The 23,108-nt window shown below is 44.0% G+C and carries 23 protein-coding genes and 1 pseudogene; 11 read left to right on the top strand and 13 right to left on the bottom strand.

What is annotated here, in order from left to right:
* Nucleotides 1–6 precede the first annotated feature (6 nt).
* The 9 genes and pseudogenes from PAENI_RS10150 (at nt 7) to PAENI_RS10110 (ending at nt 7,595) form a co-directional block, all read left to right on the top strand.
* A complete protein-coding gene (locus PAENI_RS10150) occupies nt 7–954 on the top strand; it encodes an ABC transporter permease (protein ID WP_042125010.1) in 948 nt (315 codons plus the stop codon).
* Between the two features lie 2 nt (nt 955–956).
* Complete coding sequence (locus PAENI_RS10145; protein ID WP_042125012.1) at nt 957–1,901, top strand: iron chelate uptake ABC transporter family permease subunit; 945 nt, start codon at nt 957–959, stop codon at nt 1,899–1,901.
* The gene (locus PAENI_RS10140; protein ID WP_149645137.1) at nt 1,895–2,650 is read left to right on the top strand and encodes an iron ABC transporter ATP-binding protein; all 756 of its coding nucleotides are present in this window, start codon (nt 1,895–1,897) and stop codon (nt 2,648–2,650) included. The genes PAENI_RS10145 and PAENI_RS10140 overlap by 7 nt, the downstream gene beginning before the upstream one ends.
* Nucleotides 2,651–2,772: 122 nt before the next feature.
* Entirely contained in the window at nt 2,773–3,765 is a 993-nt protein-coding gene (locus tag PAENI_RS10135) for a siderophore ABC transporter substrate-binding protein (protein ID WP_316502786.1), read from the top strand.
* A 195-nt stretch (nt 3,766–3,960) separates the two neighbouring features.
* Nucleotides 3,961–4,464, top strand: coding sequence for a sigma-70 family RNA polymerase sigma factor (locus tag PAENI_RS10130; protein ID WP_042185661.1), 504 nt, complete (start codon nt 3,961–3,963; stop codon nt 4,462–4,464).
* Entirely contained in the window at nt 4,457–5,650 is a 1,194-nt protein-coding gene (locus PAENI_RS10125; protein ID WP_149645136.1) for an anti-sigma factor, read from the top strand. The genes PAENI_RS10130 and PAENI_RS10125 overlap by 8 nt, the downstream gene beginning before the upstream one ends.
* A gap of 126 nt (nt 5,651–5,776) precedes the next feature.
* Entirely contained in the window at nt 5,777–6,283 is a 507-nt protein-coding gene (locus PAENI_RS10120) for a metallophosphoesterase family protein (protein WP_042185664.1), read from the top strand.
* A gap of 103 nt (nt 6,284–6,386) precedes the next feature.
* Nucleotides 6,387–6,848 (top strand): annotated as a pseudogene (locus PAENI_RS10115) (GNAT family N-acetyltransferase).
* A gap of 36 nt (nt 6,849–6,884) precedes the next feature.
* Nucleotides 6,885–7,595 (top strand): HAD family hydrolase, encoded by a 711-nt coding sequence (locus PAENI_RS10110; RefSeq protein WP_149645135.1) that lies wholly within the window; start codon nt 6,885–6,887, stop codon nt 7,593–7,595.
* Nucleotides 7,596–7,667: 72 nt separating this feature from the next.
* On the opposite strand, the gene PAENI_RS10105 is transcribed toward PAENI_RS10110, so the two are convergent.
* The 3 genes from PAENI_RS10105 to PAENI_RS10095 all read right to left on the bottom strand — a co-directional run bounded on the left by PAENI_RS10105 (nt 7,668) and on the right by PAENI_RS10095 (nt 10,817).
* Nucleotides 7,668–8,519, bottom strand: coding sequence for an RCC1 domain-containing protein (locus tag PAENI_RS10105; protein WP_149645134.1), 852 nt, complete (start codon nt 8,517–8,519; stop codon nt 7,668–7,670).
* A gap of 78 nt (nt 8,520–8,597) precedes the next feature.
* Nucleotides 8,598–9,704 (bottom strand): FAD:protein FMN transferase, encoded by a 1,107-nt coding sequence (locus tag PAENI_RS10100; protein WP_149645133.1) that lies wholly within the window; start codon nt 9,702–9,704, stop codon nt 8,598–8,600.
* Nucleotides 9,705–9,884: 180 nt separating this feature from the next.
* On the bottom strand, nt 9,885–10,817 hold the full coding sequence (locus PAENI_RS10095; protein WP_149645132.1) for a glycosyltransferase family 2 protein: 933 nt from the start codon (nt 10,815–10,817) through the stop codon (nt 9,885–9,887).
* A gap of 274 nt (nt 10,818–11,091) precedes the next feature.
* Here PAENI_RS10095 and PAENI_RS10090 point away from each other — a divergent pair, with 274 nt between their 5' ends.
* Complete coding sequence (locus tag PAENI_RS10090; RefSeq protein ID WP_149645131.1) at nt 11,092–11,814, top strand: DsbA family oxidoreductase; 723 nt, start codon at nt 11,092–11,094, stop codon at nt 11,812–11,814.
* Nucleotides 11,815–11,955: 141 nt separating this feature from the next.
* Here PAENI_RS10090 and PAENI_RS10085 read toward each other — a convergent pair whose 3' ends face one another.
* The 10 genes from PAENI_RS10085 to PAENI_RS10040 all read right to left on the bottom strand — a co-directional run bounded on the left by PAENI_RS10085 (nt 11,956) and on the right by PAENI_RS10040 (nt 21,092).
* Nucleotides 11,956–13,536, bottom strand: coding sequence for an oleate hydratase (locus tag PAENI_RS10085; protein WP_149645130.1), 1,581 nt, complete (start codon nt 13,534–13,536; stop codon nt 11,956–11,958).
* A gap of 156 nt (nt 13,537–13,692) precedes the next feature.
* Entirely contained in the window at nt 13,693–14,286 is a 594-nt protein-coding gene (locus PAENI_RS10080) for a TetR-like C-terminal domain-containing protein (protein WP_316502783.1), read from the bottom strand.
* Nucleotides 14,283–14,678: a hypothetical protein gene (locus tag PAENI_RS10075; RefSeq protein ID WP_042185681.1), complete on the bottom strand. Its 396-nt coding sequence runs from the start codon at nt 14,676–14,678 to the stop codon at nt 14,283–14,285. The genes PAENI_RS10080 and PAENI_RS10075 overlap by 4 nt, the downstream gene beginning before the upstream one ends.
* Before the next feature lie 47 nt (nt 14,679–14,725).
* Nucleotides 14,726–15,247, bottom strand: a complete 522-nt coding sequence (locus PAENI_RS10070) for a hypothetical protein (RefSeq protein ID WP_149645129.1) — start codon at nt 15,245–15,247, stop codon at nt 14,726–14,728.
* Nucleotides 15,248–15,344: 97 nt separating this feature from the next.
* The gene (locus PAENI_RS10065; protein WP_076119979.1) at nt 15,345–15,764 is read right to left on the bottom strand and encodes a GNAT family N-acetyltransferase; all 420 of its coding nucleotides are present in this window, start codon (nt 15,762–15,764) and stop codon (nt 15,345–15,347) included.
* A 103-nt stretch (nt 15,765–15,867) separates the two neighbouring features.
* Complete coding sequence (locus PAENI_RS10060) at nt 15,868–16,860, bottom strand: RluA family pseudouridine synthase (RefSeq protein WP_149645128.1); 993 nt, start codon at nt 16,858–16,860, stop codon at nt 15,868–15,870.
* A gap of 93 nt (nt 16,861–16,953) precedes the next feature.
* Nucleotides 16,954–17,142 carry a CLC_0170 family protein gene (locus PAENI_RS10055; RefSeq protein ID WP_149645127.1) on the bottom strand — a complete coding sequence of 63 codons (189 nt, stop codon included), beginning with the start codon at nt 17,140–17,142 and terminating at the stop codon, nt 16,954–16,956.
* A gap of 24 nt (nt 17,143–17,166) precedes the next feature.
* The gene (locus PAENI_RS10050; protein ID WP_149645126.1) at nt 17,167–18,390 is read right to left on the bottom strand and encodes a Ger(x)C family spore germination protein; all 1,224 of its coding nucleotides are present in this window, start codon (nt 18,388–18,390) and stop codon (nt 17,167–17,169) included.
* Nucleotides 18,383–19,486, bottom strand: coding sequence for a GerAB/ArcD/ProY family transporter (locus PAENI_RS10045; protein ID WP_149645125.1), 1,104 nt, complete (start codon nt 19,484–19,486; stop codon nt 18,383–18,385). Before PAENI_RS10045 ends, PAENI_RS10050 begins: the two co-directional genes overlap by 8 nt.
* Nucleotides 19,479–21,092 (bottom strand): spore germination protein, encoded by a 1,614-nt coding sequence (locus PAENI_RS10040; protein WP_188114520.1) that lies wholly within the window; start codon nt 21,090–21,092, stop codon nt 19,479–19,481. The genes PAENI_RS10045 and PAENI_RS10040 overlap by 8 nt, the downstream gene beginning before the upstream one ends.
* A 170-nt stretch (nt 21,093–21,262) precedes the next feature.
* Between PAENI_RS10040 and recQ the strand changes: the two genes are divergently transcribed.
* Nucleotides 21,263–23,098 carry a DNA helicase RecQ gene (gene recQ / locus PAENI_RS10035; RefSeq protein ID WP_076284133.1) on the top strand — a complete coding sequence of 612 codons (1,836 nt, stop codon included), beginning with the start codon at nt 21,263–21,265 and terminating at the stop codon, nt 23,096–23,098.
* Nucleotides 23,099–23,108: the final 10 nt, after the last annotated feature.

The following is a 23,108-nucleotide window of genomic DNA, read 5'->3' as shown; positions in this document are numbered from 1 at the left end:
CAACTCATGAAACTAAAATATTTGTCCCTACTCCTAATAGTATTTTCATTTATATCTTTGTTTATAGGCGTAAAAGACATTTCACCTTTGGATCTTTTTTCGCTTACGGAATCTCAGATGCAGACTCTGCTAGTCAGCCGGATTCCACGCTTAGCTGCACTGATTATAGCTGGTGTAAGCATGAGTATTGCCGGATTAATTATGCAGCAATTATCACGAAATAAATTCGTTTCTCCCACTACGGCGGGCACGATGGATTCCGCGAAATTCGGTATTCTCGTGTCCCTGATGCTGTTCACAGGGGCGACACCAATGCAGAAGCTGCTCGTTGCTTTTGTTTTTGCCCTACTGGGAACATTTATATTTATGAGAATCTTAGATCGGATCAAGTTCAAGGATAGTATTTTTATCCCCCTGGTCGGACTCATGTTCGGGAACATTGTAGGCTCGATTACTACATTTTTTGCTTACAAAAATGATTTGGTTCAGAATATCTCGTCTTGGATGCTTGGCGATTTCTCAACGATTATTAAGGGTCAATATGAATTAATCTATATCAGTATTCCACTTGTCATTCTCGCGTATGTTTTCGCCAATAAGTTCACCGTTGCCGGTATGGGGGAGGATTTCTCCGTCAATCTCGGTATGAACTACAAAGCGGTCGTGAACGTAGGATTGGTGATTGTAGCGTTAATCTCTTCAGTTGTTATTTTAACCGTAGGTACGATTCCATTCCTGGGTCTTGTTGTACCTAACATAGTAACGCTATACATAGGCGATAACTTGAAAAAAAATCTGGCGCATACTGCCATTCTCGGTGCGGTGTTCCTCCTGTTCTGTGATATTCTGGGCAGGCTCATTATATATCCATACGAAATATCCATCAGTCTGACGGTAGGCGTCATCGGAAGTGGTCTATTTATCTACTTGCTGATGAGAAGAAAGGCGAATTAGTGATGAAGACGAAACTAACTATATTATCCTTAAGCGCTGTTGCTCTCATCGTCTTGTTTATGACCTATCATGTTATGGGGAATTGGGATTATGTTCTACCCAGTCGGGGGAGAAAGCTGGCGGCCATTTTAATTACCGGAGCGGTGATAGCTGTCTCTACCGTAGTTTTTCAGAGCATTACGAACAATCGGATTTTGACACCTAGTATTCTGGGGCTAGACTCTTTGTACATGTTGATCCAGACGTTCGGTGTATACGCCCTAGGCTCATCAAATATGACGTTTATGAATAAAAATGTGAATTTCTTGTTCTCAGCTTGCATCATGGTTCTGTTCTCAGGTGTGCTGTATAAGCTAATGTTCCGAAGAGAGGGTCAAAACATATACTTCCTGCTGCTCGTAGGACTTATTATGGGGACGATGTTCCAGAGTGCATCTTCTTTTATGGAAGTGCTCATTGATCCGAATGAATTCCTGATTCTACAAGGAAAAATGTTCGCCAGCTTCAACAACGTCAGCAGTGATCTACTGATATTGTCTACAGTTGTTCTGGCGCTAACTACGCTGTATTTCATGCGATTTGTGAAGTACTTAGATGTTATTTCTTTAGGAAAAGATGAAGCCATTAACTTAGGGATCAATTATGACTATGTAGTCAAAAGGCTGTTAGTTATTGTATCCATCTACGTTTCGATATCAACGGCTTTAGTAGGACCGATCACTTTCTTGGGTTTACTAGTAGCCAATGTGGGGCATCAGTTGTTCCGTACGTATAAGCATTCCTATCTGATTCCCGGCACGATTTTGCTAAGCATTATTGCTCTTGTCGGGGGACAGTTTCTAGTTGAACGTGTGTTTGGATTCACTACTACGGTTAGTGTAATCATTAATTTTGCAGGTGGCGTCTACTTTGTCTATCTGCTGTTAAAGGAGAATAAGTCGTGGTAGAAGTTAAGCATGTAACCAAGCGTTATGGCGGAGTTACCGTCGTTGACGATGTGTCTTTATCCATTAAAAAGGGTACTATTACCTCGTTTATCGGCCCTAACGGAGCTGGTAAAAGCACGTTGCTCTCCATGATCAGTAGACTTATCTCCAAAGACGCGGGTGAAGTACTGATCGAAGGAAAGGAAATTGGCAGCTGTATGAGTAATGAACTAGCTCGTAAAATATCGGTGCTAAAGCAGTCCAATCATATCAGCGTTCGTCTTACCGTGAAGGAACTTGTTTCTTTCGGAAGGTTCCCTTATTCACAGGGAAAGCTCACACCTGAGGATCGAGCGTTCGTTGACGAAGCGATTGCTTATATGGACCTCCAAGAGATGCAGGATAAATATATTGATCAGCTTAGCGGTGGACAACGTCAGAGAGCGTATATTGCAATGGTTATGGCTCAGGACACTGAGTATATTTTGCTCGATGAACCACTCAACAATCTGGATATGAAGCATTCTGTACAAATTATGAAGGTGTTACGCCGATTGGTAGAAGAGAAGGGTAAGACGATTGTGCTCGTCATTCATGATATTAATTTTGCTTCTTGTTACTCTGACTACATTGTAGCGCTCAAGAATGGACGGGTAGCTTCATCGGGTACGGTGGATGAAATTATTGATACTGCAGTGCTTAGGGATGTATATGACATGGATATCCCTATAGAAACAATAGGTGGTCGTAAAATTGGTGTCTATTTTTAAACAAGACGCCGTTTATATTCGGAAATTATTATGACGTAACGCTAGAAGTGATAGGCGCCAGCTTCTTGACGTATACGCGAATAATTCAAATAGCTTGACTATAAATTATAGGGGTGAATATTTTGAAGAAGAACGTATCTTTACTAATCATGACAGTGTTTCTTGCCGTAATCTTGGCGGCCTGTGGCTCCAATAATGCAGCAATTTCAGATAATAATACAGCAGCGGCAGGCAATACAGAGGCTACTACTGCACCGAATACAGAATCCAAAGAGCTTACTATTAAGCATGAACTTGGAGAAATTACGATTAAGACTAACCCGCAGAAAGTGGTTGTATTTGACTTCGGTACACTCGATACTTTGGATAAACTGGGCGTAGAGGTGACTGGAGTGCCTCAAAGCAATGTACCCTCTTATCTCTCTAAATATAGCGATGCCAAATATGAGAATGTCGGTGGTTTGAAAGAGCCTGACTTCGAAAAAATAAATAGTCTTTCTCCTGATCTGATCATCATTTCCGGCAGACAGCAAGATTCTTATGATGAATTCAGCAAAATTGCACCTACATTGTACGTTGCTGTAGATAATGCGAATTACATGGAATCCTTCACGAAAAATGTGAAGACGCTGGGCCAAATTTTTGGCAAGGAAGCTGAAGTAGAAGCTGAGCTTGCGACTATTACTGACTCCGTTAAAGCTCTGAATGAGAAAGCTAAAGCCGATGGTAAAAAATCTCTTATTATTCTTGCCAATGAAGGAAAAATCAGTGCTTATGGTTCAGGTTCACGTTTTGGTATTATCCATGATGTATTCGGATTTGCACAGGCGGATGATAAAATCGAAGTATCCACTCATGGTCAAAGCGTATCTTACGAATATGTAGCCGACAAGAATCCGGATTATCTGTTCGTAGTGGATAGAGATGCGGCTGTGAAGAGTGATGGCAGCAAATCCGGTTCAGCGAAGGATGCAGTTGAGAACGATCTCGTGAAGAACACAAATGCTTTTAAAAACGGTAAAATCATTTACCTTGATCCTAACTACTGGTACTTGTCCGGTGGCGGTTTAATCTCTGTTAGTGAAATGCTCAAAGAAGTTGAGGTTGTTCTGTAAGCAGAGTAACCTGGGGAATTGAACGATCAATAAATATTCCGATGATTATTAACAAGCCTGTTGGCAGGAGTAAACCTCCTTGTCAGCAGGCTTTTTTGCTTTTTTCCATAGAATTACTGGTATATTCATACTAGTTGCTAAATTTAGCTGTAACTTTTTATGCGAGTATACGTGGTTAGGTTAAGGGGGGAGTGCATGAAGCGAAATTCACTGGATGAAATATATCAGATGTATGTGATGGATATTTACCGCTATTTGCGCTCCCTTTGTGGTGATCATCATGCGGCCGAAGATTTAATGCAGGAGACCTTTTACCGTGCTTATTTATATTTGGAGGATTGTAAAGACGAGAAGATTAAGCCGTGGTTGTTCCGTGTCGCGTACAATGCCTTCGTAGATTATAAGCGGAAGGAAGGACGCAGTACTGTTCAGAGTGAGGATTTTTTTAAACAGCTCGCCCATCCAGATACCACGGAAAGCACGCTGCTTCGGCAGGAACGTTGGGAAGAAATGAGGATTGCGATAGGTGAGCTACCGGACAATCAGAGGCATGCACTGCTGCTACATGATTTTCATGGTCTTAGTTATCTGGAGGCATCGGACATTATGAATGTGGGTCTGTCCCAATATAAGATATTGATTTTTCGGGCTAGACAGAAGCTGCGTGAAGCAGAGCGGAGGAGGAATGAACATGAGTGAGGAGTTCAAGGAGAAGTTAAGAAGGTACGGCGAAGGTACCCTTGCTGACGAGGATAGGGATGTAGTAGAGCGCGAACTGGAGAAGATGGAAGCTTATCAGGCTTATCTGGATGAACTCATGGGTGAAGAAAAGCCGGCTTCAAGTGAGGATAAGAGCATAAAATACGGAAAGAGTAAAAGAGACAGACCTGGCAAGGAAAAAAAGATCATCCGCCGTGGTAAATGGAGAGCTCGGATATCGAATACTTTAACGGTAATTTCTGCGTTCTTAATTTTCTTGATTATCAGCAGTGTCATCACCGCGATATTTTATGGCACTGGAGAAAGAGGAGAGACTTACCGTGATGTTGTTTCTTCCGCTATTGCTGTCTCACAGCCGAATACGATTGTACATTTGAGTAGTGGTACAGGTCCATTTTTTAGTCTGAATCTGACAAGTAAGATAGAGAAAAAAGTGGGAGATGAACAAATTACTGTTGGAGATTATTCCATGAAACTTCTATTTGGCTGGGCTAGGCTCTACAACTATTCCTGGACGAATGAGAGTAGAAGTGTTGGTTATTACTTTGTATATCCACAGGGGGAGCAATCTGCGACAAATAGTATGACTGATAACAGTGAGTGGGAGAAGCTTAAGAAGCTCCCGGAAGGAACCGTAGCGGAAGCTTACTTGTCTTTTAACCAATTATTTACGACAGATGAGTTGTTGAAGAAGTTTGAGCCTAAGAATCTTCAGCCTTTGTGGTTTGCGGCAGATACAGGTCCACGGACACGACAGCCAGTAGTTAATGATCCATTAGGGTTTCCATATATGCCAATTTGGCATGCGGATGATATGAAAGTGACGCAGGAATCGAGGGAGAAGCGAGGATGGTTTGGAGGGGTGACTAGCCGTTCGAGTAGTTCTCCATCTGTTAACTCATATGGTGATGGTGAACTGCGTAATGCAAACTTCCTCAAGACGCTGCACTTGATGCAGGAGTATAAATCCATCTCCAAAAGGGTGATTCCATTCATTGATCTGGATGATTCCATTAGATATATAGAGAAGAATGGAGTTAAGCTCTATGGAGCTGTTGTAACCGGTCCGGTGAAAGAACTGCTCAAGTTGAGGGAAGAAACATGGGTCAGCAGAATGCATGTTGGGGAAGTAAGGCTGTGGAATTGGCAGGATAGAGAGAACTAGCTGCGGAGTGGAAGAAGTCACAGAACTTGCTTCTCGCTTAAGCAAATCGTACAATTATTTGAATATTAGATTTATGAATAAGTATGATAACCAAAGTTGAGGATGATAGATTAGGAGCTGAGATTTATGAAAGTAGGAGTCGTATCTGATACACATATGTCAAGAATGGCTAAGTCTCTGCCAAAGGCGTTGATAGCAGAGTTTCAAAATGTGGATTTAATCTTGCATCTCGGTGATTGGGTGAGTATGGGAATCTATGATTTACTGTCAGAACTAGCACCGGTAGAGGGGATTGCCGGAAATAATGATGGGGATGAGATCATTGCGCGTTTCGGAGAGCGCAAGATCATTACCCTTGAAGGAATCCGGATTGGCATGGTACATGGACATACGCCACATTCCCGTAAAGGAACGGATGGGAACGCCCTGCTTGCTTTTGCGAATGATGAGGTGGATTGTATTCTCTTTGGTCATTCACATCAGCCCTTGCTAAGAGAGGAGAATGGCATCCTGCTATTTAATCCTGGTTCTCCTACAGATAAGCGGCGTGAGAAATTGTATTCTTTCGGAATTTTAGATATCGAAGCGGGTAAAGTTAGTGCCCGGCATGTGTTCTATGATTCAAAGGAATAAGGCTCAATTGTCCAAATCATTCGGCGTTCTCTCCATGGTGAACGGCTCGGTAACCATTTACAATGAGGTTAAAACGGGCGAAGCCGGAAAGTGAGCACTGATGATGAACAATTATCGGATAGAACGAGTGGTTCTGGATGATTTAGAACGGCTCATCCCATTATTTGATGAGTATCGAGTATTTTATAGAGCAGCCTCAGATCGGGAAGGTGCACGCGTCTTCTTAGCCGACAGACTAAAGCTGAATGAATCTGTGATCCTTATGGTGGTTGAGGGGGAAGGCGATGAGAAACGCGCGTGGGGCTTCACACAGCTCTATCCTTCTTTTTCATCGGTTACGATGGAGCGCCTCTGGATACTGAATGATTTGTTCGTTACTGCAGAAATCTGAGGGCAAGGGCTAGGTGCTATGCTGCTGGAAAGTGCTAGAGATTATGCGGTCTCTACGAATACGAAGGGCTTATCCCTGACAACGATGACAGAGAATGTGGGGGCGCAGCGGTTATATGAAGCGCATGGCTACATTCGGGATGATGAATTTTTTACCTATAACCTTTTTTTCTAAAGCAGCTAGAGAGAAAGACGAGTAAGGGGCGTTAAAGTGGAAACAAGTCATAAGTTGGCAATCTTTTTTGATCTCGATGATACGTTGTATGATCATCTGGTACCATTTAAAGAAGCGGTACGGGAAGTGCTCAGCCCAGATGAGAGTAGTCTGGACTTTGCGGAATTATTTTATAAAGTGAGACATCATAGCGATGAGTTGTGGCCGATGTATTTGCGCGGTGAGATTCCGCTTGAAGAGACGAGGGTGCGCCGTTTGGAGCTTGCTTTTGCCGAGTATGGTTTGCAGATTGATCGTGATCAAGCCACAGCGGTTCAAGCGGCATATATTGGACGTCAATATACGATTCAGATGATTGATAGCGTGCGTGAGCATCTTGAACGATTTATTGCAGACGGTCATAAGGTAGGCATAATTACGAATGGACCGAAGGATCATCAGATGAGTAAGATTCGTGGGCTAGGCTTAGATCAGATTATTCCCGAGGACATGATCTTTATTTCTGATGCTGTAGGTCTTGCTAAACCGGACCCGGAAATATTCATACACGTAAACCAAAAGACGGGTACTATGGCGGACAATTCGCTTTATATAGGGGATACTTGGGCTAACGATGTAGTTGGAGCACTTGCGGCTGGATGGAAGGTTTGCTGGTACAATCCGAGAGGCAGACAGCCGGCTACGGATCATAAGCCTAGTTATATTTTTACTAATTATAAGGAATTTGGCGAGCTTCCTCTTGTGTGAGAGAACAAGTCCTCCAAAGATATTAATAAGCCATGCGAGAGAAATCTGCGCATGGCTTTCATTTTTTTATAACTAATTTCCAGATAGTTGGATGCCGCGCCACCCGCTTACATCGCATTGTCCATGTTCGTTGTTACCCACAGCAACCACCGTACCGTCCGATTTAAGACCGATGGTATGAGTGCAACCTGCCGCTACCGCCACCATATCGCGCCAGTCACTTACATTGCATTCGCCGTGCTTATTCCAACCGACAGCAGCCACTGTACCGTCTGATTTAAGACCGAGAGTATGATGACTACCTGCCGCTATAGCCACAATATTATGCCAGCCGTTTACATTGCATTGGCCTTCATGATTTCGACCCGCAGCAATCACCGTACCGTCCGATTTAAGCAGGGCGGTATGAAGGTAACCCGCCGCTATAGCTACTATGTCATGCCAATCACTTACATTGCGTTGGCCATACCGATTATTACCCACAATTGTCACCGTGCTGTCCGTTTTAAGCCCAACGGTATGCCAATCACCCGCTGCAACTGCTACTATATCACGCCATTCACTAACATTGCATTGGCCTTCATTATTTCGACCCACAGCAACCACCGTGCCATCCGATTTAAGTCCGACGGTACGACGCCAACCCGCGGCTACCGCCACAATATCAGCCCAGCCGCTTACATCGCATTGGTCGTACTTATTCCAACCCACAGCAACCACCGTACCATCCGATTTAAGCCCGATGGTATGAGCATTACCGGTATGAGCATTACCCGCTGCAACCGCCATAATATCGCACCAGTCGCTTACATCACATTGGCCGTATTTATTATCACCCACAGCCGTCACCGTGCCGTCCGATTTAAGGAGGGCGGTATGACGATAGCCCGCCGCTATGGAAGGTAGGGGTTTCACAAGGTTCATAAATCTCGCTCCTTCTATCCAAAAAAAAGCTTGCTCCCTAGAAAGCCAGCTTCGGCTCAATGGGGCAAGCTTTTTCGTTTACTCTGCGAAGCTGTACGTTGGATCTGTCAGGTTCATTCTTTCTTTTATGCCTTTAGTGGCATAGATTTTGTTGTCGTCGGTAATAAAGAAAGCTTCAACATCATCAGGTAAAGATTCAAGATATTTCATGCCCTCCTCGATTCCCATCAGGAATACCCCAGTGGATAAGGCATCCGCATCTGTTGCATTCGGGCTCATAATGGTAAGGCTTTTGAGACCGTTCTGTGAGGGATATCCTGTGCGTGGATCAAGGATATGATGGTAACGAATATTGTCCTGCATAAAATACCGTTCGTAAACACCAGAAGCATCGATGACCTCATCTGAGATTTTAATTGTTCCTAGCTGTGTGCCACGGCTTTGATCTGGATCCTGTAATCCGATATTCCATTCCGTTCCGTTTGGCTTCTTACCGAGTGCAATAATACTGCTGCCTCCGAGGTTAATCATAGCGCTATTTAGACCTTGCTCTTTCAAATAATCAGCGATACGGTCAGCAGCATAACCTTTACCAATGCCGCCCAGATCTAGCACCATATTTTCCTTCATCAGCTTTACAGTTTTCGCAGCTTCATCAATTTCAACGTCCTTGTAATTGGTTAGGCTCTTCGCTTTATCAATTTCAGCTTGGGGAGGGACCTTATCTCCACCGCTACCGATATTCCAAAGATCGATTAACGGACCGATTGTAGGATCAAATAGCCCGTCCATTTCCTTTGCGTATTGTATGGATTGTTTAATTACATCCAGGGTCTCGTCAGAAACAACAACCGCTTCTTTTCCTGCTGCCTGATTGACTGCGTAAGTCTCTCCACCTTCTTTGGTGCGGCTAAGCTCCATATCCATTCGCTCCAGCATCTGCTGGATATCATCCATATTTTTCTGTTCTACTGTAGCACCGAACACTTTGATATTCACAACAGTGTCATAAATATAAAAGGTTTGAGAGAGAGACTTTTCCTCTCCTTTTCCGGATGTTGTTGCGCTACCCGTAGTTCCCGCTGTTTTATCGTCCTTATCCTTAGTAATTAGCCAAGCGCCGACAGCTATGACGACGATGACGATGACAACTAGGATCAGCGTCGTTTTTTTGTTCTTGAACATATTCCACCATCCATAACGTTAGTTTCTAAAACAAAACACATTATTTATATCATACCCCAGATAACAAGCTGATGGAAATCAATTTCATGACATATTAAGGGATAAGTCGGCCAGCATAGCAAAAAAGCCCCGTATCCGAATTCGGAGCGGCGCTGCAGATTTAGAATAAAACGATGCTACTTAATCGAGCATAAATTCACTATATTTATTCTTACGAGGATTTAATACGAAGAGGATGCCCTTGGCATATCCGCTAACGGCTTTGAAATTCCGTTTTAGGGTTGCTTTAGCCGTCAGACAAGTCAGTGTCCAGATCAAAGCAGCATAATTCATAAATGGAGCTCTTCGCAAGTTGAGTAGATAGTAGTGATTAACGGCTGTAGCTTGTGCTACAACGCCCGCCTTATCGCGAGAACCTGGCGACTCATGATGAATGATTTTCATTGCGGGGTTGATCACAAGCTTGCCATAGCGGCTGGCTAAATGGGATAGATAAATATCCTCGGCTATGGAATAGCTTGTCATCCAAGGATAGGGTTTAATATCACGCAGTGCCGAGCGCCGGAATGACATATTACAACCGTGAAAAAAATCCGTATCAAACACATGCTGCTTCTCTCCCCAAAGAGATTGCGAGCCTGCAAACATACTTGCTGACAATCTGCCTGGTGATCCGGACATTTGACCGGTTAGCATACCGAATAGCCTGCTTGGCATGCTACTATGTATGCCTTTGGCTACACCACCTACACCGACAATGGAATCGTCAGCTGCATAAGTATCTAGCAGTCGTCGAATATATAAGGAGTCGTCTAACTCTGCATCGTCATCTAAGTGGAGCACAATTTCTGCATGGATCAGTCCTAGCGCTTCGTAACGGGAAAGCCAGAGGCCAGGCTTAGTTTTGTGATGATAATGAAGTTTAGCTTGCGGTAATCCAGTTAGTATTTCATGATAATAGGCTAGTCTGTCCTCAGGGATCTCACCGTCGTCCACAATCCATAGCTCGATGGAGATGTCCTCAAGCTGTGTCTGCTTGCCAATGGACTCTATGCACACCGTAAGGTCATCGATTCGGTTACGGGTGGGAATCACTATAGATAGATCATACATATCTTGAATCTCCCTTCAGGACTTCATTCGTCCGCTACTCTGAATGCATTCTTCCGGCGAAATGGTTACCTTGATTCTATCGTTCCTGAAGAAGAGCGTATATACCACTTTCGTATACTTTTAGTTGGGGTTCAGGTCTAAAGAGATCTTTTTGAAAATAAAAGTTAAGTTTGTATTTTTCGGTTTTTAACTATATAATAGTAAGCGACGAATATTTAGTTATCAATCTTATTCAGCAGTTACAAATGAACAATAATATTAGGAGGTTTTTTTCATGAGAATAGATATTTGGTCCGATTATGCGTGTCCATTTTGTTATATTGGTAAAAGACGTTTGGAGAATGCGCTGAGTCAATTTCCGAACCGTGATCAAGTAGAGGTGGTATTCCGTAGCTTTCAACTAGATCCACATGCGAAAGTGAATGAGACTAAGAGTATTCATGAGATGCTGGCTTCCAAATACGGTATGACGATTGAGAAAGCAAAAGCAATGAACGCACAGCTAGCTGAGCAAGCACAAGATGTGGGGTTGAATTTTCAATTCGATACGATGAAGCATACGAATACTTTCGATAGCCACCGCCTGAGTCACTTTGCAAGCTCAAAAGGAAAAGGTGCAGAAATGTCCGAACGTCTGCTACGTGCCTACTTTACTGATTCATTGAATCTTGGAGATCGTAGTGTACTTGCTACACTTGCTGCTGAGGTAGGGCTGGATCAGGCAGAAGTTGTGGCAATGCTGGAGACAGATGCTTATACAGCTGAAGTGAATGGTGATATCGAAGAAGGAAGTCGTCTTAATATTACCGGTGTACCATTCTTCGTGTTCAACAATAAATATGCGTTATCTGGTGCACAGCCAGGACCTGTATTTACAGAGGTGTTGGATACTGTGTGGGCGGAGGAGCAAGCAGGGCCAACGCTGCAGGTGGTTGGAAATGGAAAATCCGAAGTCTCCACGGATGATGGCTGCGCGGACGGATCTTGCAATATATAAAGTTCGTATAGTGTGAAGAAGAAGAGATGGGGAAGTTTCCATTTCTTCTTTTCTTTATTCCGAAACTCTGCTCTGTTTTACACACTAAAAAGACAAGCGCCCCCGAATCTATCCCGGAGCGCTTGTCTTTTTATGATGTGTTTATCTAAAAGAAGTGATAAAGCTTGTGAACAAGGTGCGGACATCGTACTGATGTTGATTGATTGGCTCGATAGGCCGGTTAATGCCGAGCAATGTGTATATTGCAGTTCTTGCTGCTCGGATCGAGTATTCTTCCGTGAATACAACATCATCTGGAATTTCGCAATATTGGCCAACGAAGGCAAGGTTAGTAGAGCCTTCAGGAACTACTTTAGGTCGGTCACTGTTTAATCTAGGCATGAATTGTGAAGTGATATAAGGCATCATACATGGAATACAATTTGCAGTTGCCATGATCTCGTCCTTATGTTCTTCGAAATGAAGATGACCGATTAATTCTTCCATAATTTCTTCTCCGGTACATTCGCTCATTTTCTTCTTCACGAAGTCACCTACGTTGTCAGGGTACAAACCGTAGCCCCAGAATACTTTTACATGCTCCGGTTGATTGCGGAAATGCGGTTGGAAGGCTAAGACAACGGACATCAACCAGCTCGAATCTTTAAAGGTAACCAATGCGCCAGTACCCGCACGATTGCGAGTGAATTTCTCCATGAGATCGAAGAATTTGGAATCTTGGAAGGTCACGGTAAATGACTCCCATTTCGAACCATCTATATGATCATCGAAGGATGACGGATTGCCGAGACCTTGTTTTTTGGCGGCGATGTTCTCCCATAATTTCCATGAGCTACCCTTTCCGTTGAGACGTGGGGCAGAGGTCATGGATCCAAGGCTGGAGCCTTCGGTCATGGAGCCGTTCGTGACGATTACGATATCGTCTTCGCTTATGTTGATAACGTCTGCAACACCTTGGCGTAGGACGTTCATTTGAGTTACGGTAATGCCATCTCCGTCTTTGAACTGCAGGTCAGTTACTGTACATTTTAGTGTAAAGTCTACGCCGAAGCCTTCGAGATATTTGTGCATAGGTAAGATGATGGAATCATACTGGTTATATGGAGTGCGTGTTACGCCTTCCAGGGTTTGAATTCTTGGGAACTCATGTACGAAGCGAATCATATATCGTTTAAGCTCTACCGCGCTATGCCAAGGTTGGAAGGCGAAAGTAGTAGCCCACATATACCAGAAGTTGGTGGTGAAAAAGTGTGGACCAAACCAGTCGTTAATCCGAGCTTTTCCCATTTTTTCTTCCGGTGTAATAATCAATTTACCCATCGCAAGCCGGTCAGCCATATCGAAGCCCATGGATAATACATCTTCCACTTCACCGTTGCGGTTAACGAGTCTAGCGTTAGCATGTGTTGGATTGGCGGTATCGAATTCTATAATCTCTTCTCTAACGGATTTCTCAGGATGGTCGAGGGAGGGAATCGACATGAGTAAATCCCATGTATTCTCATAGGTCTCATCGTTGAGCATCCGGCCACCGCGAATGACATAACCGTGCTCAGCGTCACCTGCGCCGTCGTTGCTGCCACCGAGAATCTTCATCTCTTCAATAATGTGAATGTTCTGTCCCGGAAAGTCACAGTCTCTGACCAGGTAAGCCGCGCCCGCTAGGGATGCAATTCCGCCACCGACAAAATAAACCTGTTTATTACCGTACTCTTTTTTCACAATGGTCGCCTCCAAGTTGTTGTTGAAATAATCACACTCTTAATGTAAACCAACTCCAATTTTGAAGGTATAATCAATCCTTTTAGAGTGTATGGATTTTAGTCATTACGGTCTATGTGTCTAGTTTTTAGACAAAAAAACCGCTGAACCCAAAGGTTACAACGGCTTGTTCTCATATTTGTGCAAAGCTTTTAGAAAATTCCCCTCAATGAGTACACTTAGCTTCTCGATAATGTGATCCGGATGCTCCTTCATCCCGTCTCTCATCCACTGAATGACAAGGCCTGTGAAGGCCAGTGTATAGAAGTTAGCAATGAAATGTTTATCTTCGTGGCTAACCTCCATCCCGGCGGACAGTTCGTTTATGACACCCATAATGAGATCATTCGTCACTTCGTATAGATACGCATCCAGATGATTTCTGCCCAGTGAGTTCAAGGTGTTGCAGCAAAAGGTTTTATTTCGTTCGATATAGCAGAAGATTCTATAAAAACCGTCCGTCCACGTACTGTAGCTACGATACTGGGCGATGCTCTCTACAGCCTCAGTCTTATAGATCCAACCGAGTAAATCAAATATATCTTGAAAATGATAATAGAAAGTTTGTCGATTTAGTCCGCAATGGTCCACGAGCTGTTTGACTGTAATTTTATTGAGCGACGTATGTTCCATTAGTTCTTTTAAGGAATGGGACAATGCATTTTTGGTTAGAAAAGAATTGGACAACGATCGATCATCTCCTCCGTTCAAGCTTTCGGCCACTGCTTAACTAGCAGACGAATTCCTTCCGCCAATAATCCGAGTGCAAATCCTCCACATGTAAAAAAGAAAAAAGCAAGGAGTCCCGCGAGATCCTCCCAACCGGACATCTCTCTATAGGTGTAGCTTAGCATAATTACTGAACCGATGATTATTCCTGTTGTAGTGATTAACCAGAGTAGACGAGCTCCGAACCACGCTAAGACGTTAACGATACCAGATACAATAATGGAAAAGAGTGCGAAGCGCAGCAAGAGTGTGACATCTAATGTATGAGCCATCATAACGAATCTGTGCAGAATGAAAAGCAGCCACAGAAAAACACCATAAACAGCCATCCAGATAAACCAACGGTTACTTTTGGTAGCAGGCAGGAATTTCATTTCTGGCTCACCTCTTTTTCCAAAGTACGAACGGTGTGCAGTAGGGATTATACGGAGAAAGATTCCAGTTCTTCTACACTTTGCAGAAGATGATTCAGCAGGTTCGGAATGTCCTCCATCTGCTCCTCCGTGATTTGCCTTTTGAATCGCAGCTCGATGCAGTTGTTGTAGGTTTCACCTTCTTGACCATAAATGAAGCTTAAAGATTGCACGGGCTGGAATTCAGGCCCCCAGATCGCTTTGAGAATACTCTCGATCGCCTGACATTCAGCAGGGATATCTTCGATCTCCATATAAAAACGTAACGAAAGATTGCAGCCGGGATCCGTGTTAGGCACTTCCAATATTTCATCGCTAAGATCTTTCACAGATGAAGTAAGAAAGACTTCGGCGGTTACGCTCTTGCCAGCCGTCAATTGGAAGGAAAGGCTAAATTCTCTGGACATCGATGCCATATTCAGAAGGTCGGAACGATCCGTAACTACTAGAATTCCGTCCAAATTATCGTAATCGTAGATTTGGTTCTCAAAAGCAATTTTAATATTATCGAAGACAGTAGGATGGAACAATAATGGCACCTTCTTTTGTTTATTAGTATTGTAACATGATCTAAATAGAAGTGAAAAAGATGCCCAGGGACCATATGGACCGGGCATCTTTCGCTTGTTACTCCATGACCTTGAACATGCCCGTCATACCCGGGGCATGATTCTGAAAGCCGTATCGTTCGTAAAAGGTATCATTCCCATGTGATGCGAAAAGTCCGACGAACGCGCCAGAAAAACAATGAGATCGAATATAGTGTAGTAGCTGCTCAATGATGACATTACCAATGCCTTGGCCCTGAAATTCGGGAAGCACGGCTACGTCCTGAATATAGAAATACATATGACCATCGCCGACGATCCGCCCCATACCGATAACCTTGTCTTCCTGTACAACGACCATACCATAGACCGAATGAGCCAGAGAGGCTGCGGTCATTTCCGTGTTCACGTTCCCCCAACCGACAGCTTCCCATAAGGAGGCATGCTCCTCAGTCGTGGGTAAACGTTCAATACATTCATAATGATGTGCTGTTGTCATAGCTAATCACCCATTCTTTGTTAAGTTATTGTAGCGATTGTAGTGTAGTAAGCTCCACTGTAATCAGCCCCCTTAGGATGAATGGGTATTCACTGTGATCTTGTTAGTTCGTAGGTGCAGGTGCGGTATATTTCAGGAATGTCTTCGGAATCGGGCTTTCGAAGGTCATTAACTCTCCTGTAGTAGGATGAATAAAAGAAAGTACACGAGCATGCAGACCGAGACGGCCTACCGTTTTGGTCTCTGCACCATACTTCTTGTCTCCTGCAATCGGATGGCCGATATCTGCCATATGAACACGAATCTGATTTTTGCGTCCAGTTTCAAGCTTTACCTCAAGTAACGAGAAGTGGCGGTTCGCCTGAATGAGCTTATAATGTGTGATCGCATGTAGACCATCGCCTTCATGAGGACTGGAGTACATTTTCAGGGTAGAGGTTTCTTTTAGCCAAGAGCTCACTGTACCTTCAGGTCTTTTAACGGCGCCTTCGACTAGAGCTACGTATGAACGTTCTTTCACGGTATCCTTCCACGTAGTTTGCAGTGCTTGCTGGATCCGTTCGCTTTTGGCAAACATCATTACCCCAGACGTATCGCGGTCCAAGCGATGCACGACAAAAATTCGATTCTTAGGATTGCTGATGCGGACATGCTCCATAAGCTGGCGGTAAGCTGTTAATTCATTTTCTTCCGCAGTGGCAATCGACAGCAGTCCAGCATCCTTCTGAATAATGATTAGATCATCATCTTCATGGACGATGGTGAGTCCGATCATTTCCGCTACTTGTACAGGCTTTTCTTGATCAATCGTCACAGTTTGACCCGGATGCAATTGAAAATTATGCTGTGTGACTACTTTGCCATTCACTGCTACTTGTCCACGCGAGAGGATAGATTTAATAGCATTTCGTCCACGGCCTGTGATATGGACGAGTAAGAAGGGTAACAGCTCAGAAGGTTCATTTACTGTAAAAGACTTGGGTGCTGCGGGTGCTTTAGCTTTATGATTAAGCTTGCCATTTGGCTTGCTGTGGGAATTGCTGTGGGAACGAGTACCTCTTTTGGCTGTTTCTTTAGGATTTCTTCTTGTGTTCATGACTGCATTCTCCGTCCTTTAATATTGTACTCCTCAATATACCATGGGCGGTTAAGAAATACTATGTGAAGGGCAGCAAGAAACGAATTCGATTTATAGATAGAATAGCTGAGCTAGTCCTATCAGCAGGAATAAGCTGAAATATATCCAACCGATCACATTAGCGTATTTCTTTTCCCGGTGCATAGCATTGACTGCATATATTTTAGTATCCACAGTAAGCAACAGAACACTGGAGATCAGCAGCGCAACAATTACGTAGGTTAGCTGGTGATAGAGCATAGTAGAGCCTCCTATAAAGGTCATTTAATTTTGTTTAAGACCTACTCTGTCGATGTGAGTTTTCAACTTAACTTCAATACTGAGGTTGGAATACTGCTGCTCCCAGTCATGTTTGTCACGAACATGGGCTTTCCAGTAGGAGGGAGCATATGCACGAATATATTCACCCATGCCAAAGACATCGGAATGCGCTTGTTGAGTTTCTTTGATAAGGTGGTTGAAAATACCGATCACTCTCTTTTGAAAGATATCTTCAATCTTTTCTAAAGAACGGCTGGAATCGATAGGGATATCATTACGTAAATGCTCATCTAGAGCCGCCTCTAAAGAGAGGTTATAGGTGATGTGAGGTTTGCCCTCTTTGAATTGAACTTTCACCCTCGTGAACCGGTCGTTGACCTTGAGCATCACCGGACCGAATTCTTCAGCATTGAAAAGATCAGAGTATCCCCCGGGATTAATGCCCTTCATGGCCATATACGCGCCAATTTCAATGGGAAGCGTCGAACCCACCATTAATCCACCACTAAAGTAAGCTAGGCCTTTAATCATGATATTGTCTTCCTGATGTAATGAGACGTAAGGCAGATAACCACTTTCGCCCCATTTGGTATCTGCTGACCAGAATACACCTATATAATCAGCAGGAAATTTTCCTGATGTTACTGCTTTTTCCATGGTGGAGAGAATGTAGAGGGTCGGCACTCGCTGCAGCGGAGGATTAATATTCATGAATTTGGCAGCTTCCCCTTCGGATACTAGCAGCCAGGTCCGGCGACGAACTTCTGGATTTCGCCGCAAATAATCATTTAAGTCATCCATGCTTTTTCTTGCTATGTCCTCACTAATAATAATCACTCGTAAATGAATTAGATAACGTGGATCAGAAATTTGCTGCTGCAAATTGTTCATGGCGTCATCTAATGTGTACCCGTAAACTTCTACGACCCATACTGGATTTTGATTCCCGCCTCCGCCTTCACCTCCACTGCCTGGTCCGAGTGGAACTCTTCCCGGAACCGCAATTTGGGCGGTTACACGAATTTGGGGTAGGTTAATATTTGCGCTTTTAAGATGAGTGGTTTGGTCATCATTTGTTTTGCTGTCTGAAGGGACGGAATCAATGGATAACCCTAGCACCAATGCACGATCTTCAATTTCGAGCTGGTCCCAGCAACCTGTGAGCAATCCAGACAGGAGTGAGAGAATAAAAATAAGAACTACACGCTTATAAATTTTTTTATTCATGAGAAATGGCTCCTTTATTTCGGATTAAAGAGACTAACCATAATAAAAGAGGATAGAAGGTCAAAAAAATCAAACCGATAATCGCTGTAATGTTAGCAAATGAATAGACCTGAAATATATTTCTCGGCAAAAGTGAAAAAGTGAAGATAAGTGGAAGTAAGAAACTGGATATTAGGCGGTGATCCTTGTGCCGCAGCACTTGTTGCAGAGAGTATGCGGCTAAGTAGTAGTTCGTAAAGATGGTAGTGAATATAGAAATCACCCAAATTATTATAAAAAGAGCATCAAACCGTTCTAATAGTCCTGCGCCGATGGATATGGAGCGAGCTGCTTCTAGGGTTGGATAGGACAGTAATTTGGTTTCCTGAGCTCCAAACATGCCTAGAGTGACCCAAACGATCATTACATAAATGAATCCAATGATACCAAGTGCAACAGTGCCTGCTTTAAGGATCTGTTGAGGTTTTTTCATTAGAGGAACCAGCAGGATGATGACAAATGTGCCTTGATAAATGCCAGCGGACGTAATCGTTCCTTTGGAAAAGCTTGAAAAGGTGGTGTGATTTCCGGTGAGGGGTAGCAAGTTCAGAACATCAACATTTCTCATAGCTACCAATATAATTGCGATAGCGGATAATAGAATAAAGGGTAAATAAAAAACATGTACATAAGTGAATTTTACAATATTTCTACGGATTGATAAGGCAACCAGTAGGAGCATTAAGAGAATTACTGCTTCGATTGGTGTCTTTTTAAAGACAACCGCAACACATACTTCTCCGAATTGGCGCATGGTGATCCCGGCAGAGAAAGCAAAAAACAAAGTAATAAGCATGGAGAAAATATCTGCGAGCCAAGTTCCGAGAAGGCGGCGGCTGAATACGAACAACGTTTCGTTAGGGAATTTTCGGCAGACAACCGCTGTAAACCAGCAACCCAAAAAAGCAACAGGTACGCCAGAAGCAGTTATGAGCGGTGCACCACTGTCTCCGGCTTCAGCCATATAACGAGGAATACTTAAGATTCCTATTCCTATAATCGTACTGATGATTACAGCCATGACTTGGATCGTTGTTATGGGGCGGTTACTATTCATCAGCTTCACTTTTCTCCTTAAAAATCAGATCGGTATGCATTTTGGGGATATCCTTCGCAAGAAGATCAGGATCAGGTGTATTGAGAAAGCTTGGGCGACTTCGCATCCACCATAAAGGTACCCGAACGATACTATCCTTGAGGTCCTTCCAAATCGTAGGAACAAAGGGTGTCATGTAGGGAACGCCAAAGGATTCCAAGAATAATAAGTGGTTAACAATAACAATAGTGCCAAGCATTACTCCGTACAGGCCAAAGCAGCCTGCCAATATGATCAATGGAAATCTAAGCATTCTTGAAGAGATAGCAGCATTGTAAGCGGGTGTGGCAAAAGACCCTATAGTCGTTATAGCAACAACAACTACGGTAGTGGGACTCGCCAGACCTGCTGCTACGGCTGCCTGACCAATGACAAGCACACCTACAATAGAAAGAGCCCCGCCAATCATTTGCGGTAAGCGAATGGTTGCTTCGCGCAGCACCTCCATGAAGACTTCCATAATCAGAACTTCCAATACGGCTGGAAAGGGTACGCCAGCTCTTGCACCAGTTATTGCTACGGCGAACTCTGTCGGCAATAGCTCAGGATTGAAAGAGATAATGGATACATATAAGGCTGGGAAGAAAAGGGAAAATAATAATGCGATCAGGCGGATCATTCTTAGGAGGCTTCCTACAACAAAACGTTCTGTATAGTCATCCATCGTCTGAAAGAACTGATTGAAAAGCGCCGGGACGATGAGGCAGAATGGTGAGCCATCTACAAGGATGATGACTCGTCCTTCTAATAAAGAGGCTATAGATTTATCCGGACGTTCGGTTGGCTGAACCTGTGGAAACGGGGAAAGGGGATGATCCTCTATGAATTGCTCGATATACCCCGCATCAAGGATGCCGTCTACATTTATTGCTGATAATCGCTTCATCACCTTTTGAACTAGCCCTGGATCGGCTATTCCTTCGATATAACAAACAGCTACTTTTGAGCGCGTCCGTACCCCAAGAGGGGCAGTTACTACACGAAAATCCGGCGTTTGCAGTCGATAGCGAAGCAAAGAGATATTGGATTCTAAATTCTCAATAAACCCATCACGCGAACCGCGTATGACTTGTTCAGTTTGAGGTTGCTCAATGCTACGATGCTCAATTTTACGCAGATTGAAGTAAAGTGCCTGATCCATTCCATCTATGATTAGAACTACATTTCCCTCCAACAAGATAGAGGCTAGAGTATTTAGATCCTTAGTACGGTTACCTTGTGTTACTTGTACTGTCATACTCCAGATGTAATCAGGTAAATCCTTTAGATCTTTTGGAATTTCTGAGAGATCAGAGGAAACATTCATTAATGGCTTTAAAACATAGTTCTGAATTTGATTCTGGTCCACCACAGAAGAAAAAAAGATAATAGCCGCATCATGTCTACCGTACACCTTGAAGTTACGGACTATAAGATCGCTGTCTTCTCCAAAGACTTGTTGAATGAAGCTTATATTGCTCTCCAGGCTGGAATCCAGTGGCTTTACCGGACGATTGTCCTGGGCAGAGGACTCTTTGCGTGCAGGCTTATGTTTAAAAGAGGTATATTTTTGTTTCCAATTTTGCACGGTCGCTCCACCCTTCTATGAAATCTCTCTTCTTAAAGCTTGGCTTAAAAGAAGGCCTTTTATGTAAATATTTCAAAGGAAGAACATGGTGACCATAGTTAAGGAGTGTTGCTCAATACACTTTTGACCGCTAAACTAAAGATAGAAACGCTTAAGGGGTTATGAGAGATATGATGATGCAAGCACCTACTATTGAACAGGCGCAGGCTGAGCTGCAAAAATATTACGGTTATCCGGATTTTCGGGATGGTCAGAAGAAGATTGTTCAGAACTTGCTGGAAGGTCGCGACACACTCGGTATTCTTCCTACGGGAGGTGGGAAATCGATTTGCTATCAAGTTCCCGCACTGCTGCTTCCTGGGCTAACACTAGTGATCTCACCATTGATCTCTCTGATGAAGGATCAGGTCGATGCGTTAACCACGGCAGGTATTCCGGCAGCCTTTATTAATAGCACGTTAAGCGGGAAAGAAGTAAATGAGCGGATTCGGGCTGCCCGTCGCGGCGATTTGAAGCTGCTTTATGTTGCGCCCGAAAGGCTAGAGCTGGACTGGTTCCGTCTGGAGATGGCTGAGCTGGCGATTTCCTGTGTGGCTGTGGATGAGGCGCACTGTGTATCTCAGTGGGGACATGATTTCCGTACAAGTTATTTGTCGGTATCGCCTTTTGTGAACGAGCTGCCAGAACGGCCGATCTTGGCTGCATTTACAGCGACGGCAACACCAGAGGTTATGGAAGATATGGTTCGGCTGCTGCGTCTGCGCGAGCCGGGTATTTTCATGACTGGACTTGGAAGAGATAATCTAGCGATGTCTGTGCTACGTGGAGAGAATAAGCGGGAATTCGTCATGGATTACACCGCAACGCATTCTCATCAGCCGGGTATTGTTTATGCGGCTACACGCAAAGAAGTGGATGATCTATATCAAAGGCTGCAGGCTTCAGGAATAGCGGCAGGCCGCTATCACGCAGGTATGAATGATCAGGAGCGGGCAGATAGTCAGGAAGGCTTCCTATATGACGATATCCGGGTCATGGTGGCCACCAACGCTTTTGGGATGGGGATTGACAAATCCAATGTCCGGTACGTAATTCATTATAATATGCCGAAAAATATGGAAGCTTATGTTCAGGAAGCGGGCCGTGCTGGACGTGACGGGGAGCCGAGTGAATGTATTTTGCTGTTTAGTGCGCAGGATATTATGACGCAAAAGTTCCTGATCGAGCAGAATCCGCAGGATACGGACCGTAAAGCTAACGAATATCGCAAGCTTCAGCAAATGATTGATTATTGTTATACTACCCGCTGCTTGCGCAGTGCCCAGCTGGATTATTTCGGTGAGGAGCATGAGGACAAGTTATGCGGCATTTGCAGCTCATGTACAGATGAACGAGAGCTTGTAGATATGACCGTAGATGCGCAGAAAATATTCTCCTGCATTCACCGTATGCGGGAACGTTATGGAGTTGCGTTGGTGGCTTCTGTGCTGAAAGGCTCTCGCAATCAGAAGGTGATGCAATATGGTTTTGACAAGCTGCCAACGCATGGGGCGATGTCGAGCCGGACAGAGAAGGAGATCTCAGAGAGCATCAATGTACTCATCTCTGAAGGATATCTTGCTTTGTCTGAAGGACAATACCCCGTAGTGCGGCTCCAGCCTTTGGCTGCTGAGGTACTGCGCGGACAGCGTGAGGTCATGCAGCGAGTAGCGCGGCCATCACGAGCAGGTGCGGCATCTGGTACGCGAGTTCGTAGTCGCGGGCATGACCTGTCACCTTCGGCAGTCAATGAGACCGTCTTTGAGCAGCTGCGTCTGATCCGGCGAGAGTTGGCGGGACGTGAGCATGTGCCCTCATATATTATTTTTAATGATGCCACGCTGCGTGAGATGAGTGTGGTTTGCCCGCAGACCGAAGCGGAAATGCTGAGGGTAAAGGGTGTCGGGGAAGTGAAATACCGGAAGTATGGTAAGGCATTCCTAGAGTTTTTTCAAAATGAAATGTAGAAAAGGTCGT

This window comes from Paenibacillus sp. B2(2019) (assembly GCF_008370385.1).
In the GTDB taxonomy this organism is placed as follows: domain Bacteria; phylum Bacillota; class Bacilli; order Paenibacillales; family Paenibacillaceae; genus Paenibacillus_AQ.
Note: the sequence above shows the minus strand (reverse complement) of the source record. Positions and strands in the feature narration are given on the sequence as shown.

Coding starts and splice junctions, on each gene's coding strand:
- PAENI_RS10150 (WP_042125010.1), top strand. CDS start 7: ATGAAACTAAAATATTTGTCCCTACTCCTAATAGTATTTTCATTTATA.
- PAENI_RS10145 (WP_042125012.1), top strand. CDS start 957: ATGAAGACGAAACTAACTATATTATCCTTAAGCGCTGTTGCTCTCATC.
- PAENI_RS10130 (WP_042185661.1), top strand. CDS start 3,961: ATGAAGCGAAATTCACTGGATGAAATATATCAGATGTATGTGATGGAT.
- PAENI_RS10125 (WP_149645136.1), top strand. CDS start 4,457: ATGAGTGAGGAGTTCAAGGAGAAGTTAAGAAGGTACGGCGAAGGTACC.
- PAENI_RS10120 (WP_042185664.1), top strand. CDS start 5,777: ATGAAAGTAGGAGTCGTATCTGATACACATATGTCAAGAATGGCTAAG.
- PAENI_RS10105 (WP_149645134.1), bottom strand. CDS start 8,519: ATGAACCTTGTGAAACCCCTACCTTCCATAGCGGCGGGCTATCGTCAT.
- PAENI_RS10100 (WP_149645133.1), bottom strand. CDS start 9,704: ATGTTCAAGAACAAAAAAACGACGCTGATCCTAGTTGTCATCGTCATC.
- PAENI_RS10095 (WP_149645132.1), bottom strand. CDS start 10,817: ATGTATGATCTATCTATAGTGATTCCCACCCGTAACCGAATCGATGAC.
- PAENI_RS10090 (WP_149645131.1), top strand. CDS start 11,092: ATGAGAATAGATATTTGGTCCGATTATGCGTGTCCATTTTGTTATATT.
- PAENI_RS10075 (WP_042185681.1), bottom strand. CDS start 14,678: ATGAAATTCCTGCCTGCTACCAAAAGTAACCGTTGGTTTATCTGGATG.
- PAENI_RS10065 (WP_076119979.1), bottom strand. CDS start 15,764: ATGACAACAGCACATCATTATGAATGTATTGAACGTTTACCCACGACT.
- PAENI_RS10060 (WP_149645128.1), bottom strand. CDS start 16,860: ATGAACACAAGAAGAAATCCTAAAGAAACAGCCAAAAGAGGTACTCGT.
- PAENI_RS10055 (WP_149645127.1), bottom strand. CDS start 17,142: ATGCTCTATCACCAGCTAACCTACGTAATTGTTGCGCTGCTGATCTCC.
- PAENI_RS10050 (WP_149645126.1), bottom strand. CDS start 18,390: ATGAATAAAAAAATTTATAAGCGTGTAGTTCTTATTTTTATTCTCTCA.
- PAENI_RS10045 (WP_149645125.1), bottom strand. CDS start 19,486: ATGAATAGTAACCGCCCCATAACAACGATCCAAGTCATGGCTGTAATC.
- recQ (WP_076284133.1), top strand. CDS start 21,263: ATGATGATGCAAGCACCTACTATTGAACAGGCGCAGGCTGAGCTGCAA.